Below are 13,803 nucleotides of genomic sequence, written 5' to 3' on the forward strand. Positions count from 1 at the left end.
TCAGTGGAACGAACTATCGCATTTTCGCTTACTTATCGGCCATTGGTTTCATCGATAGGATTGTTCTCAATTGATCGCCTGGTCGCGATCCTCACTTGGAGAGCACTCACATGAAACTGTTGCACATCGATTCGAGCATCCTCGGCGACAACTCGGCTTCGCGCCAACTCAGCCGTGAACTGGTCCAGGCGTGGACTGCCGCCGACTCTGACATCACCGTCACTTACCGAGATTTGGCTGCCGACGCCATCAGCCACTTTTCCGCCCAGACGCTGGTCGCCGCCGGCACCAGCGCTGAGCTGCGTGACGCCGCCCTCAAGCACGAGGCCGACCTCAGTGCGTCGACCATGGCCGAGTTCCTCGCCGCAGATGCGGTGGTGATTGCAGCGCCGATGTACAACTTCAGTATTCCAACCCAGCTCAAGGCCTGGATCGACCGCATCGCTGTCGCCGGCCAGACGTTCCGCTACACCGAAGCCGGCCCGCAAGGCCTGTGCGGCGGCAAGAAACTGGTGATCGTCTCCACCTCCGGCGGTGTGCATGCCGGGCAACCGAGTGGCGTGGGCCACGAGGAATATCTGAAGCTGATGTTCGGTTTCCTGGGCATCACTGACATTGAATTCGTCCGCGCCGAGGGCCTGGCCTACGGTGACGACATGCGCACCAAAGCGATGAGCGAGGCCAAGCTGCAGATCCGCCAGCAGTTCGCCGCCGCGTAAGGCTTGCGTAAAGGCGCCAGGCGCTTCGGGCAACCTGCGCAAAACCCTGTATTCTCGTCGTCAATGGGACGGCTGGGGTACGGGGTTTTTTCGTACCCGGCGCCGGGCTTGATGGCGCAGGTCATGCACGGCCAGAACGGCGACGACGGGGACCCTCCCGTGCGCGTGCGAAGGTGGAAAGGTCGATGACACGTCTTGGTGCAGCATTGCTGTTTTGTCTGGTAGCCAGCCTCGGTCCGGTGCAGGCCGCGCCGGCGCCGCATCCGCATTGGAGCGCCGGTTTCCACGAACTGGACTTCCTCGATCCGCTGGACCAACAGCCGATGCATGCCATCGCGTTTTATCCGTCCACCGCGAAAGATCAGTCCAGCTCCCTGGGCGGCTACCAGATCGACGCGGCGCCGGACGCCCAGATCGCCATCGGCCGCTTTCCATTGCTGATGCTGTCCCACGGCAATACCGGCACGCCCCTGGCCCTGCACGACCTGGCCACCTCGCTGGCACGCAAGGGGTTCGTGGTGGTGGCGGTGATTCATCCGGGTGACAACGCCCAGGATCACAGCCGGCTCGGCACGTTGAGCAACCTGTACGGCCGGCCGATCCAGATATCCGAAGCCATCAGCGCAACCCTGAATGATCCGATGCTCTCGCCATTCGTCAATGCCGCGCAGGTTGGCGTGATTGGCTATTCGGCCGGCGGCGAAACTGCCTTGATCCTTTGCGGCGCCACGCCGGACCTCAATCGCCTGCGACGCTACTGCCAGGAACGGCCCGATGACCGTGACGCCTGTAATACCCGGGGCGAGTTGATTGCCGACCGCGATGATCTCTCGCCAGTGGCTGATCCCAGGGTTCGCGCGTTACTGCTGATGGCGCCGTTGAGCCTGAAATTCGGTCGTCACACGTTGGCCGACGTCCATGTGCCGGTGCTGCTCTACAGCGGCGACGGCGACAAACTGGTGGCGTTCGACAAGAACGCAGCAGCCCTGGCCCGCAAACTACCTACCGCGCCGGATTTCAAGACGTTGGCCGGGGCCGGCCACTTTGTCTTCATGGCGCCTTGCACGGACGAGCAGATTGCGGCGATGCCGGCGCTGTGCACCGATGCCGACGGGGTTGATCGCAAGGACATCCACCGCACTATGGTCTCCGAGGCCAGCCGCTTCTTCAGCCAGGCATTGGGCAAGCCGACCCGCGCCGGCATCAGGACCGCCGATCAGTGATCGCTGCGTCCGGCCCGCCGGCGCAGCAATAGCGCCAGGCCCAGGCCGATGAGCGACAGCAAGGCCGCGAAGAAGAAAATCGACGAATAGCCAAGGTTCAACGCCACTGCGCCCATCAGTGGGCCGGCAATCGCCAATGCCAGGTCGAAAAACACCGCGTAGGCACTCAACCCGGCGCCCCGGCTGCTGTTGGGCACCTGCTTGATCGCTTCCACGCCCAGCGCCGGATAGACCAACGACAAGCCGAAGCCGGCCAGGCCCGCGCCGACCAGGGCAAACGCGGTGGAGGGGGCGAGCCAGAGCATCACCAGCCCCAGGGTCTCGATGCTCATGCAGACAATGGCCGAGCTGAAGCCACCGAAACGGGCGATGCTGGAAATGAACAGCAGCCGCGACAGGATGAAACAGATGCCGAAGACCGTCAGGCACCACGCCGCACCGGTCCAGCCGCGGCTCACGTAGAACAGCGTAATGAACGTGGTGAGCGTGCCGTAGCCGATCGAGGCCAGGCACAGGCTCGCGCCAAACGGCGATATGCGCCCGAACACCGCCCAGAAGGGCAGGCGCTCGCCACGCACGACCGGCACCGAGGGTTTATTGCGGATCAGCAACAACGCCATGCCGGCCAACAAGGACAAGGCGATGCCCAGGCTGGCGAAACCGAGGCTACCGACCATCACCACCCCCAGCGGCGCGCCGATGGCGATGGCCCCGTAGGAAGCGATGCCGTTCCAGGAAATCGATCGGGCGGTATGCTCCACGCCGACCTGGCCCATGCACCAACTGATCGTCCCGACGCCGATCAGGCCTTGGGCCACGCCCAAGAGCACGCGACCAACGATCAGGATCAACAGGCTTGGCAAGGCAAAGTCCTGCAACAATGTCGAGATCAGTGTCAGCACACCACTGAGTACAATCCCCAGCAAGCCATAAACGATGGCCCGCTTGGTGCCGATACTGTCCGACAACCTCCCGGCCATGGGCCGGCTGAGCAGGGTCGCCAGGTACTGGGAACCGATGGTCAGCCCGGCGATGACGGCGCTGAAACCCAACTGGTCATGGACATAGCCAGGCAACACGGCGATCGGCAGGCCGATGCAGAGAAACGCGATGAACGTGTAGAAAACGATGGAGACGATCTGCAAGGTGATCGACAAGGAGCTGGGAGCGGGCTGGGCTGTTGGCATGGGGCTCGTTCGCGGGCAGCAGCAGGAGTGTCCCATCATGGCGCGTGACGAGGATAAAAGGAAGCTGACTAACGGTTTACCTGTGTTCTCGTTCCCATGGATCCTGTGCCGTTGAAATGCAAAAGCCCTGTCACATGGACAGGGCTTTCACTTGTAGCTCGAAGCTTACCGCTCGCAGGTGCTCTTAGAAGATCACACCCTGGCTGCGCAGGTAGTCGTCATAAGTGCCGCTGAAGTCGACCACGCCGTCGGCGCTCAGCTCGATGATGCGGGTGGCCAGGGACGATACGAATTCGCGGTCGTGGCTGACGAAGATCAACGTGCCCGGATAGTTTTCCAGCGCCAGGTTCAGCGCTTCGATGGATTCCATGTCCAAGTGGTTGGTCGGTTCGTCCATCACCAGCACGTTCGGCTTTTGCAGGATCAGCTTGCCGAACAGCATGCGGCCCTGTTCACCACCGGAGATGACCTTGACCGACTTGAGGATCTCGTCGTTGGAGAACAGCATGCGGCCCAGGGTACCCCGGATCATCTGCTCGCCCTGGGTCCACTGGCCCATCCAGTCGAACAGGCTGACGTCGTCTTCGAAGTCATGGGCATGGTCCTGGGCGTAGTAGCCCAGTTCCGCGCTTTCGGTCCATTTGACCGAGCCGGCGTCCGGTGTCAGCTCGCCCATCAAGGTGCGCAGCAGGGTGGTCTTGCCGATGCCGTTCGGGCCGATGATCGCCACGCGCTCGCCGGCTTCGACGGTGAAGCTGAAGTTCTTGAACAGGGTCTTGCCGTCGAAGCCTTTGGACATGCGCTCGATGGTCACGGCCTGGCGGTGCAGCTTCTTGGTCTGTTCGAAGCGAATGAACGGGCTGACGCGGCTCGATGGCTTGACCTCGGCCAGCTGGATCTTGTCGATCTGCTTGGCACGGGAGGTGGCCTGCTTGGCTTTCGAGGCGTTGGCCGAGAAGCGGCTGACAAACGTCTGCAATTCGGCGATCTGGGCTTTCTTCTTGGCGTTGTCCGACAGCAATTGCTCGCGGGACTGCGTGGCCGCGATCATGTACTCGTCGTAGTTGCCCGGGAACAGGCGCAGCTCACCGTAGTCCAGGTCGGCCATGTGGGTGCAGACGCTGTTGAGGAAGTGCCGGTCGTGGGAAATGATGATCATGGTGCTGTTACGCGCCGTGAGGATGTTTTCCAGCCAACGGATGGTGTTGATGTCCAGGTGGTTGGTCGGTTCGTCGAGCAACAGCACTTCCGGATCGGAGAACAATGCCTGGGCGAGCAATACGCGCAGTTTCCAGCCTGGGGCGACTTCGGTCATCGGGCCGAAATGCTGCTCCAGGGGAATGCCCAGGCCCAGCAGCAGTTCACCGGCGCGGGATTCGGCGGTGTAGCCGTCCATCTCGGCAAATTCGGTTTCCAGCTCGGCCACGGCCATGCCGTCTTCTTCGGTCATTTCCGGCAGCGAGTAGATGCGGTCGCGCTCGGCCTTGACCTTCCACAGCTCTTCGTGGCCCATGATCACGGTATCGATCACGGTGAATTGCTCGTAGGCGAACTGGTCCTGGCGCAGTTTACCCAGGCGCACGTTCGGCTCCAGCATCACCTGGCCGCCGGACGGCTCGAGGTCGCCGCCGAGGATTTTCATGAAGGTCGACTTGCCGCAACCGTTGGCGCCGATCAGGCCGTAGCGGTTGCCCGCGCCAAACTTGACAGAGACGTTTTCGAACAGTGGCTTGGCGCCGAACTGCATCGTGATGTTAGCTGTAGAGATCAAAGGTTTATCCTGCGGAACATTCAGAGTAGCTAAGGGTGCGGCAGTACCTGTTCAGTACCTGTTTGCGCCGATCCGCACCGCGCTAGAGGCTTCGCGGTCGCAAGCGCAAGGGTCCATCCGGCATAAGAGGACAGCTGCATACGGAGCGCCTGGCCCGAGTGGGTATGCGCCGAAGCCGGTTTTCCGGCATCGGCCAAAAGGGGGCGCATGATATTGGGCGGCGATTGTACTGGTCTGGACGCTTTAACGATAGGGTATTGCCTGGGCAAGACAGTTTTTCACAACTGAGGATAACTTTCAGTTACAAAGTCTGGCTAAAATGCCATCTCACTCGACGCCATCCACCTCGCCGCTTGGCTGGCCAGGAGACGCCGCCTGTCAACTCCTGCATTGTGACGAACTCCGTGAAGCTCATCATTGTTGCGATCTACATCCTCTCCATCGGCTATGTGCACCTGCGCGGACGCGTGCGGCATAAGATCGGCCGCCAACTGAGCGATCACTCGTCCTTCCTCGCGCCGGTCAATTGCCTGCTCTACCTGTGCTCGAAACTGCCCAGCAAGCCGTTCCTCAGCCCAAGGGAATTCCCGGACCTGAGCCCGTTGCAGGCCCATTGGGAAGAGATCCGCGCTGAAGGCCGGAACCTGTTGCAGGCAGGCGAGATCAAGCGTTCCAACCAATACGACGATGTGGGTTTCAACTCATTCTTCAAGACCGGCTGGAAGCGTTTCTACCTCAAGTGGTACGGCGACAGCCATCCGTCGGCCATGAAGCTCTGCCCACGTACCACCGAACTGGTACAGGGCATCGGCTCGATCAAGGCGGCCATGTTCGCCGAATTGCCCCCCGGCTCGAAACTGGTGCGCCATCGCGATCCGTATGCCGGCTCCTATCGCTATCACCTGGGCCTGCAGACCCCCAACGATGCCGGTTGCTACATCGATGTCGATGGCGAGCCCTATCATTGGCGCGACGGCGAGGCGGTCATCTTCGACGAGACGTTCATCCATTACGCCGAAAACACCACGGCACAGAACCGCATCATCTTGTTCTGCGATGTGGAACGGCCGATGAAGTACCGTTGGGCCACGGCGTTCAACCGCTGGTTCAGCCGTACCGTGATGGCCGCCGCTGGCGCGCCGAACGATGCCGGTGACAAGACCGGCGGCCTGAACCGGGCGTTTTCCCGACTGTACAAGATCCGTCTGCAAGGCAAGGCGCTGAAGAAACGCAATCGCACGTTGTACTACATGCAGAAGTGGGCGTTCTTTGGGGCTCTGCTGGCGATTTTCGTCTGGATCTGAAGGTTCAGGGCTTCTCTGTCTCCAGTTGTTCCCACATCCTGGCGGTGATCCGTTGGCGATGGTTATAACCTTCCCACGGGTCAGCGCCCAGGCCTTTGGCCCGTTCCAACGCAGTCTGGATGTCCCACTGCTGGGCGTTACGCAGGCCGTCCAGTTCGTCACGGGCAATCGGGACCGAAACCGGCAGGCCCGGCCTTGCGCGCACCGAGTAGGCAGCCACGGTGCTGGCGCCGCGGGCGTTGCGCAGATAATCGATAAATACCTTGCCCACGCGGTTCTTGGGTCCCATGGTCGCGGTGATCCGCTGCGGCATCTGGCGGGTCAGGAATTGCGAGATGGCCTTGGCGAAAGCCTTGGTGACCTCCCATCCCTCGCTGCGAGCCAATGGCACGATGACGTGCATGCCTTTGCCGCCGCTGGTCTTGAGAAATCCCTGCAGGCCCAGCTCGTCCAATACGGACAAGGTCATGCGCGTCGCTTCGAGCATGGCGCTCCAGGGCAATGACGGGTCGGGGTCCAGGTCCAGGACGAACAGATCGGGCGTCTCGATTCGGTCATGGGTGGCCGTCCAGGTGTGCAATTCCACCGCGCCCATCTGCGCCGCGCCGACCAGGGCATGGATACTGTCGATTTCCATCAGCGCCGCGTGGCCCGGGTCAAGCTTCGGATCCAGCTGCTTGATATGGGGTATTTCAAGGCGATCTGGATGTTTCTGGAAGAACAGTTGCTCGCCGATTCCCTCCGGTGCCCGCACAAGTGCGACAGGCCTCAACTTCAGGTGCGGTAGGATCCATGGCGCGATCTCCAGGTAATACTGCGCCAGTTCGGCTTTTTGTACGCCGCTGACGCTGTCAACGACGCGGTCGGGGTGGGTGATCATCACGCCGTCGACCTTGGCGGCGTCTGCCTTGGTGCGGCGCTTGGGCTTGGGAGGCGCGGCTTTTATCGGCATGGGCTGCTCGCGCACCACGCGGCTGGCGTGCCCGTCGCCCGGCAGGCCAAGGAATACCGCTTGGCGAACCAGGCCCTCGGCGGTCCATTCGGCAAATTCGACTTCGCAGACTTGGGCCGGCTCGACCCAATGCACACCGCGTCCCTGTGCACCGCGCAGTGGCTGGTCCAGCGGGGAAGTATCGCGCTCCTGGGCGCAGAGTCTTTCGTGCAACTGCGTGAGTTGAGCCTGGCTGAAGCCCGTACCGACGCGGCCGGCATACACCAGGCCCGACGGCCCGTTGACCGCCAGCAACAGGGCGCCGAAGCCGTTGCGTTTGCCTTGTGGGCGCGTGAATCCCACGATGACAAAGCATTGGCGCAGCCGACACCTGAGCTTGACCCAATCGGGGTTGCGGCCCGAGACATAAGGGCTGCCCAGACGTTTGCCGACCACACTGTCCAACGACAGCGCGGTGGCACTTTCGAAAATGTCGTGTTGGCTGGCGGAGAATGCCTCGGAAAACCGCAGGCGCTTGCTGGCGTTGTTCTTCAGGGCGTTCTTGAGCGCGGAGCGGCGTTCTTCCACCGGTTTCTCGCGCAGGTCGACACCATTGAGGAACGGCGCGTCGAACAGGAAATACACCATGTCGACGCTGCGTCCGATTTCGAAGGCCTGGCGCAGGGCAGGGAAGTCCGAATGGCCGGCGTCGTCGAGCAGGACAAGTTCGCCGTCGAGCCAACAATTGCCCAGGTCCAGCTTCGCCAAGGCGTCGGCATGCAGCTTGAGCCGCTCGGTCCAGTCCGTGTGGTGGCGGTTAAACAGCCGGACCTCGCCATTCTCGATGCGCGCCATGAGGCGATAGCCGTGGAATTGGATCTCATAGCGCCATTCCCCGGCCGGCGGTTGTTCCACGGGCGTGGCCAATTGCGGTGACAGACGTTCCGGCAGCCGGCCGTTGTCCACCTGATCGCCCCGTCGGGCACGGCTGCGAGTCGTTGTTGCGTGCGCTTGCACGGCAGACAGACGGGCAGATTCACTCTCGGCCTTGGCCATGACAGATTCCCTTGTGTTACAGGCGCCCGGGGTTTAGCCCCGGGAGGCCTTGGTGGCTTTTTTAGCAGGAGCGGATTTACGCGTCTTGGTCGATTTTGCTGCCGTTTTTTCAGCCGATTTTTCCGGGCTCTTGCCCTTGCCACCGAGGCTGCGCTTGAGCAGCTCGGTAAGGTCGATGACGTCGGCGGTCTTGCGTTGTTCTTCGCCCGGGTCGGTTTCCACCGCTTCGAGGCGGCCTTCGGTGGCCTTTTTTTCCACCAGTTCCATGATTTTTTCCTGGAAACTGTCGCGGTACTCCTGGGGTTCCCAGTCGCCGCTCATGTCTTCCACCAGGCGCTTGGCCATGTCCAGTTCGCCCTTTGCCAGCGTTGGGTTGGTCACTTCGTCGCCCAGCTCCAGGACGTCGAGTTCGCGGACCTCGGCGGGCCAGCGCAGCATCACCAGCACCAGGGCTTCTTGCAACGGCATGAGCGCCGCCAGGTGTTGGCGGGTATGCAGCACGACATTTGCCAGGGCGACCTTGTTGGTCTTGAGCAGCGTCTCGCGCAGCAACGCATAGACCTTGCCACCGCGTTTGTCCGGCGCCAGGAAATACGGCTTGTCGATGTTCTGGAGCGGGATCTTTTCGCTGTCCACGAAAGAGAAAATGTCGATGGTCTGGGTGGACTTGGGGTGGGCTGCGCGAATTTCATCCTCGCTGATCAGCACATATTGACCCTTCTGGTATTCCACGCCTTTGACGATGTCATCCTTGGTCACTTCCTTGCCGGTGACCTTGTTGACGCGCTTGTAGCCCACCGGATCCATGCTGCGTTTGTCCAGCCAGTCGAAATCCACACCTTGGGACGCGGTGGCCGACACCAGTGCCACCGGAATGTGGACCAGCCCGAAACTGATTGCGCCTTTCCAGATTGCCCGTGCCATGGTGCAATTTTCCTTACCGGTGAATGGTCTCTCTGGTGACCCCCAGGGCTTGGAAAAAGTTTCCGCCGGCCGCCGGCTGGCTGCGGTTGGCCGCTTGGAATAGCCTGGCAGCGGAGATGCCTAGTTACATCTTCGCGGGGATATTTCGCTTAACAACAACGAACCTGCGGCGTAGCGTGCTTTCGATATGCCGGTGTCATCACCGTGTCGCTGGGAGGTTCCATGAACAGGCTGATACTCGTTCTAACCGCGCTATCAATGAGCGCCGCCGCGCAAGCGGTCACGCCGGGCGTGGGGCCAGTGCTGGCCCAGAACCTGCCGGGCAACAACAACCCATACAACAGCCCGATCCGCCGGGCCAATCCCAACAGCATGCAGGGCACCCAGCCCAACGTGCCGACGATTCGCAGCAACCCGACAGTGCCGGTGCCACGCCCTCCGACCTTGGAAAACGGCGGCATCGGCAATGGTTACCCCCGGGCTGGCTCGGCTCCCGGCTCGCCACGCCCCACCATCGAATCCCCGACACCTCCCAGGAACATGAATAACGGCAATCGCTGAGGCGCCGTCCTGATCCACATCACCACAGAAGGAAGTGTGCATGTTGCGTAAAACAATCCGGACCACCCTGTGTGCCAGCGCTATGGTGGTCTTCGCCACGCCAGTCTTCGCCGCGCAAGTGCAGGCATTGAAGAGCGAGGAAGGCACCCTCGAAGTGACAACCGTGGTCAGGGGGCTCGAGCATCCCTGGTCCGTGGCGTTCTTGCCCGACCAGCAGGGCATGCTGGTGACGGAGCGCGCCGGCAACCTGCGGTTTGTGGGCACCGATGGCAAATTATCCGCACCGTTGAACGGTGTTCCCGAGGTCTGGGCCAAGGGGCAGGGTGGTTTGCTGGATGTGGTGCTGTCGCCGGACTTCAAGCAGGACCGTACGATTTACCTGTCCTACGCCGAGGCCGGTAAGGACGGCAAGGCCGGTACCGCCGTGGGCCGGGGGCAACTGTCCAAGGACTTGAAAAGCCTCGACGGTTTCGACGTGATTTTCCGACAACAGCCCAAGCTCTCCACCGGCAATCACTTCGGCTCCCGCCTGGTGTTCGACCGGGACGGCTACCTGTTCATCACCCTGGGGGAAAACAACGATCGCCCGACCGCCCAGGACCTGGACAAGTTGCAGGGCAAGATCGTGCGGATCTACCCCGACGGCAAGGTGCCTGACGACAACCCCTTTGTCGGTCAGAAGAACGTACGCCCGGAGATCTGGTCGTACGGCCTGCGCAACCCCCAGGGCGCTGCGCTCAACCCGTGGAACGGCACGGTGTGGGAGAACGAGCACGGCCCCAAGGGCGGTGACGAGTTGAACATCGTCGAGCGGGGCAAGAACTATGGCTGGCCGCTGGCGACCCACGGCGACAACTATTCAGGCGCGCCGATCCCCGAGGCCCAGGGCAAGACCGTCGAAGGCACCGTCGGGCCGCACCATGTCTGGCAGGTGTCGCCAGGGCTCAGCGGCATGGCGTTCTATGACAATGACCGCTTCAAGCCCTGGCAACGCAACGCGTTTATCGGGGCGTTGGTGTCCAAGGACCTGATCCGCCTGGAATTCGAGGGCGACAAGGTCGTTCATGAGGAGCGCTTGCTGGGTGAACTCAAGGAACGTATCCGGGACGTTCGCCAGGGCCCGGATGGTTTCCTCTATGTGCTGACAGATGAAGACGACGGTGCGCTGTACAAAGTCGGTCTGAAATAACCGCGATGCGATCAAGCTCTTTGTGGCGCGGGAGCAAGCTCCCTCGCCACAGGAATGCGCAGGTTGGGATTTTGATTGACTTGCCAAGCGGTCGCGGCTAGTTTCCAACCATGACTTCCACACCATTGCGCAGCCAGCCAAGCATTATTACCGCCATTCCTTATTGGCGGGCTAGCTGACGGCTGCACCGAACCCGCCCTAGAGGCGGGTTTTTTCTTTCTGTCTCCGGGGCTCTCTCAGAACCAGGAGACCGCCATGACCCCGACCAGCGCCGAGCAGGATTTGCTGGAACATTACGTGAAGAAAATTCTCGCCGCGCCGGTCTACGAGCTGGCGGTGGCCACGCCGTTGCAGGCGGCTCCTGCGTTGTCCCAGGCCATGGGCAACCGGATCCTGCTCAAGCGTGAAGATCTTCAGCCGACCTTTTCCTTCAAGATCCGCGGTGCCTATAACAAGTTGGTGCAACTGACCCAGGAGCAGCGCAGCCGTGGTGTCATCACGGCCTCGGCGGGCAATCATGCCCAAGGCGTAGCGCTGGCGGCACGGGAGCTGGGCGTTTCGGCCTGCATAGTCATGCCGCTGACCACCCCAGAGCTGAAAGTGACGGGTGTGCGTAGCCGAGGCGCCGAGGCGCTGTTGCACGGCGAAAGTTTCCCGTTTGCCCTGGCGTTCGCGCTGGACCTGGCTCGCCGGACAGGGCGGGAATTCGTTTCGCCGTTTGACGATCCGGATGTCATCGCCGGGCAGGGAACCGTTGCGATGGAAATCCTGCGCCAGCATCCGGGCCGGCTGGACGCTATTTTCGTTCCGGTGGGCGGCGGGGGCCTGATCGCCGGGGTGGCGGCATATGTCAAATACCTGCGTCCGGAGATCCGCATCATCGGCGTCGAATCGGAACACTCCGCATGCCTGCAAGCCGCACTGGCGGCCGGCACACGGGTGACGCTCCCTGCGGTGGGCACCTTTGCCGATGGCGTGGCAGTGGCGCAAATCGGTGCCCATGGTTTCGATATCTGTCGTTTCTGTGTCGATGAAGTGATGACTGTAGCCAATGATCAGCTCTGCGCAGCAATCAGGGATATCTATGACGATACCCGCTCGATCACCGAGCCCTCCGGCGCGCTGGCGGTGGCGGGTATAAAGCAATACGTGGCGCAAAGCGCAGCGCAAGGCCAAACGCTGGTTGCCATCAACTCCGGCGCCAACATCAACTTCGACAGTTTGCGCCACGTGGCTGAACGCGCAGCGGTGGCAATCGCCTGATTTTGAATGGCGCTGCACATATTTTTGAGTCACCCGACGGATGCCCGGCCATGAAGTCGAAATAATGGCTACTCTGAGCCTGGCAAGCCGAACGGCGCGATTGCAGTTTGCATGGAAGGAAGACTGGCTCCATGCATTTTGCATGACCCGTACGTCGGCCTTGCTGGCTAAGTCATTGATTTGTCACGACCTGAATGTATCAGGATATGGGCATATTTATTGCGGCTGGATACAGGAGCCCGATCTACGGGCCCCAACACCAGAAACGCCAAAAATGAACGAACGGCACGGCATTCCTAGTCCAGTCCGCAGGGAAGAATCGGACGAAAATACCGCCGTCGTGAACATAAATTGGCTGGCTCAACAGGAGAGAGTTGCCATGTTTTTATCTGCCCTCGAAATGCGAAACATCATTGAAAGCAGCCTGCTGCCCAAGCGGTCGCAGTGCACGTTGTCACCGGACTTGTCGATGACCGTCAAGATCTACGACGATCATGAAACCGATCGTGTGGCGCTGATCAAGAGCGACATCGATGCCACCAAGCTCACGGGCTGCCGTGCGATCAATGATCTGATTGCCGAACTGCGGACCGAACTCGATCACGGCCAGGGTTCAGGGAATTATTTCCATCAGCAGCATCGAATGAGCGGGCGCTAAACGTAGTCCGGCTTTCTTGACTTGACGCCCGGGTCCGATCCCTTCGAGCCCGGCGTCGAGTCTCTGAAGACGTTTATTGGTCCAGTTGCTGGCGGTACGGCAGGTCCGGCCCGGTTTTAGTGCAGGTCAACGCAGCAGCGCGCATGGCGAAGTCGAGCATCTTGCCGATTTGCCCAGCGTCCAGCGAATGCAAACCCTCCACATCATCCAATTGCTGTTCGGTCAGCCAGGCGATCAGTGCTGCCTGGAAGGTGTCGCCTGCGCCCACGGTATCGGCAATTTGCACCGGGCAAGCGGGGAGCGACCATACCCCATGCTGGCGGCTGAACACCGTCGCGCCCTGGCCACCACGGGTCAGGAATGCCAGTTGGCAACGATGCTCCAGCCAGCTACCAATGACCACCTGCGGGTCTTGGCCGGGATACAGCAGGCTCAGGTCTTCATCGCTGACTTTGATCAGGTCGGCATACTCAACCAGTGTCGCGATCCGCGAGCGCCACAACTCGATATCCGGTTGCGGGTTGAGCCGCACGTTCGGGTCCAGGCTGATTAAGCGTTTGCCGCTCTCGCGCTGAACCAGCGTAAGCAGCGTGTCGCCGACGGGCTGCACCACCAGGGAAAACGAGCCGACGTGCAAGCCGCGCACCTCCGGACCCAGCTCCGGCAGATGTGCCAGGTTCAGTTGCCGGTCCGCGCAGCCTTCGCCACGGAAGCTGTAGTGCGGCGAGCCATTGGCCCCGACGGCGACCATCGCCAAGGTTGTTGGCGCGTCGAAATCATGGGAAAACCGAGTGCTGACGCCTTCATCGACCAGCACTTGATGCAGGCGACGGCCCAGGTAGTCAGTGGAAAGCCCGGTAAGCAGCGCCGATTCAACCCCTAGCCGACGCAGTCCCACCGCCACGTTGAAGGGCGAGCCACCGGCAATCGCCTTGTAATTTACTTGCGAAGCCGGAGTTCCCGCTTCGTTTGCGCTAAAGAAATCAAACAGCGCTTCACCACACACCAAATACATAA

12 protein-coding genes are annotated in these 13,803 nt (G+C 61.2%); 7 read left to right on the plus strand and 5 right to left on the minus strand.

Going from position 1 to position 13,803, the window contains the following annotated elements; translation table 11 throughout:
* The first annotated feature begins 110 nt into the window (after window positions 1–110).
* Complete coding sequence (locus VQ575_RS12010; protein WP_198723166.1) at window positions 111–719, plus strand: FMN-dependent NADH-azoreductase; 609 nt, start codon at window positions 111–113, stop codon at window positions 717–719.
* Between the two features lie 185 nt (window positions 720–904).
* Window positions 905–1,942: an alpha/beta hydrolase family protein gene (locus VQ575_RS12015; protein WP_045155887.1), complete on the plus strand. Its 1,038-nt coding sequence runs from the start codon at window positions 905–907 to the stop codon at window positions 1,940–1,942.
* Here the strand turns inward: VQ575_RS12015 and VQ575_RS12020 are convergent.
* Both VQ575_RS12020 and VQ575_RS12025 read right to left on the minus strand, forming a co-directional pair.
* Window positions 1,936–3,129, minus strand: a complete 1,194-nt coding sequence (locus VQ575_RS12020) for an MFS transporter (RefSeq protein WP_045155888.1) — start codon at window positions 3,127–3,129, stop codon at window positions 1,936–1,938. The two genes, VQ575_RS12015 and VQ575_RS12020, sit on opposite strands and share 7 nt — an antisense overlap.
* Window positions 3,130–3,313: 184 nt before the next feature.
* Window positions 3,314–4,900, minus strand: coding sequence for an ABC-F family ATPase (locus VQ575_RS12025; protein ID WP_080942524.1), 1,587 nt, complete (start codon window positions 4,898–4,900; stop codon window positions 3,314–3,316).
* Between the two features lie 404 nt (window positions 4,901–5,304).
* Between VQ575_RS12025 and lpxO the strand changes: the two genes are divergently transcribed.
* Complete coding sequence (lpxO, locus tag VQ575_RS12030; protein WP_039591379.1) at window positions 5,305–6,204, plus strand: lipid A hydroxylase LpxO; 900 nt, start codon at window positions 5,305–5,307, stop codon at window positions 6,202–6,204.
* A gap of 4 nt (window positions 6,205–6,208) precedes the next feature.
* Here the strand turns inward: lpxO and ligD are convergent, their stop codons facing one another.
* Together ligD and ku are read right to left on the minus strand one after the other, a co-directional pair.
* Complete coding sequence (gene ligD / locus VQ575_RS12035; protein ID WP_325919740.1) at window positions 6,209–8,191, minus strand: DNA ligase D; 1,983 nt, start codon at window positions 8,189–8,191, stop codon at window positions 6,209–6,211.
* A gap of 33 nt (window positions 8,192–8,224) precedes the next feature.
* The gene (gene ku, locus VQ575_RS12040) at window positions 8,225–9,115 is read right to left on the minus strand and encodes a non-homologous end joining protein Ku (protein ID WP_325919742.1); all 891 of its coding nucleotides are present in this window, start codon (window positions 9,113–9,115) and stop codon (window positions 8,225–8,227) included.
* A 222-nt stretch (window positions 9,116–9,337) separates the two neighbouring features.
* On the opposite strand from ku, the gene VQ575_RS12045 reads away from it, so the two are divergent.
* The 4 genes from VQ575_RS12045 to VQ575_RS12060 all read left to right on the plus strand — a co-directional run bounded on the left by VQ575_RS12045 (window position 9,338) and on the right by VQ575_RS12060 (window position 12,786).
* Entirely contained in the window at window positions 9,338–9,676 is a 339-nt protein-coding gene (locus tag VQ575_RS12045) for a hypothetical protein (RefSeq protein WP_039590938.1), read from the plus strand.
* A gap of 40 nt (window positions 9,677–9,716) precedes the next feature.
* A complete protein-coding gene (locus VQ575_RS12050) occupies window positions 9,717–10,865 on the plus strand; it encodes a PQQ-dependent sugar dehydrogenase (protein WP_039590936.1) in 1,149 nt (382 codons plus the stop codon).
* A 255-nt stretch (window positions 10,866–11,120) separates the two neighbouring features.
* Entirely contained in the window at window positions 11,121–12,128 is a 1,008-nt protein-coding gene (gene ilvA, locus VQ575_RS12055; protein WP_325919744.1) for a threonine ammonia-lyase, biosynthetic, read from the plus strand.
* Between the two features lie 379 nt (window positions 12,129–12,507).
* Window positions 12,508–12,786 carry a DUF1652 domain-containing protein gene (locus tag VQ575_RS12060; RefSeq protein WP_039590935.1) on the plus strand — a complete coding sequence of 93 codons (279 nt, stop codon included), beginning with the start codon at window positions 12,508–12,510 and terminating at the stop codon, window positions 12,784–12,786.
* A 73-nt stretch (window positions 12,787–12,859) separates the two neighbouring features.
* On the opposite strand, the gene VQ575_RS12065 is transcribed toward VQ575_RS12060, so the two are convergent.
* Window positions 12,860–13,801: a carbohydrate kinase family protein gene (locus VQ575_RS12065; RefSeq protein WP_325919746.1), complete on the minus strand. Its 942-nt coding sequence runs from the start codon at window positions 13,799–13,801 to the stop codon at window positions 12,860–12,862.
* Window positions 13,802–13,803 lie beyond the last annotated feature (2 nt).

This window comes from Pseudomonas frederiksbergensis, from assembly GCF_035751725.1.
Taxonomy (GTDB): Bacteria; Pseudomonadota; Gammaproteobacteria; order Pseudomonadales; family Pseudomonadaceae; genus Aquipseudomonas; species Aquipseudomonas frederiksbergensis_A.

Bases quoted from the DNA above. Each gene is read 5' to 3' on its own strand.
- VQ575_RS12010 (WP_198723166.1), top strand. From the start codon at position 111: ATGAAACTGTTGCACATCGATTCGAGCATCCTCGGCGACAACTCGGCT.
- VQ575_RS12015 (WP_045155887.1), top strand. From the start codon at position 905: ATGACACGTCTTGGTGCAGCATTGCTGTTTTGTCTGGTAGCCAGCCTC.
- VQ575_RS12020 (WP_045155888.1), bottom strand. From the start codon at position 3,129: ATGCCAACAGCCCAGCCCGCTCCCAGCTCCTTGTCGATCACCTTGCAG.
- ligD (WP_325919740.1), bottom strand. From the start codon at position 8,191: ATGGCCAAGGCCGAGAGTGAATCTGCCCGTCTGTCTGCCGTGCAAGCG.
- ku (WP_325919742.1), bottom strand. From the start codon at position 9,115: ATGGCACGGGCAATCTGGAAAGGCGCAATCAGTTTCGGGCTGGTCCAC.
- VQ575_RS12045 (WP_039590938.1), top strand. From the start codon at position 9,338: ATGAACAGGCTGATACTCGTTCTAACCGCGCTATCAATGAGCGCCGCC.
- VQ575_RS12050 (WP_039590936.1), top strand. From the start codon at position 9,717: ATGTTGCGTAAAACAATCCGGACCACCCTGTGTGCCAGCGCTATGGTG.
- ilvA (WP_325919744.1), top strand. From the start codon at position 11,121: ATGACCCCGACCAGCGCCGAGCAGGATTTGCTGGAACATTACGTGAAG.
- VQ575_RS12060 (WP_039590935.1), top strand. From the start codon at position 12,508: ATGTTTTTATCTGCCCTCGAAATGCGAAACATCATTGAAAGCAGCCTG.
- VQ575_RS12065 (WP_325919746.1), bottom strand. From the start codon at position 13,801: ATGTATTTGGTGTGTGGTGAAGCGCTGTTTGATTTCTTTAGCGCAAAC.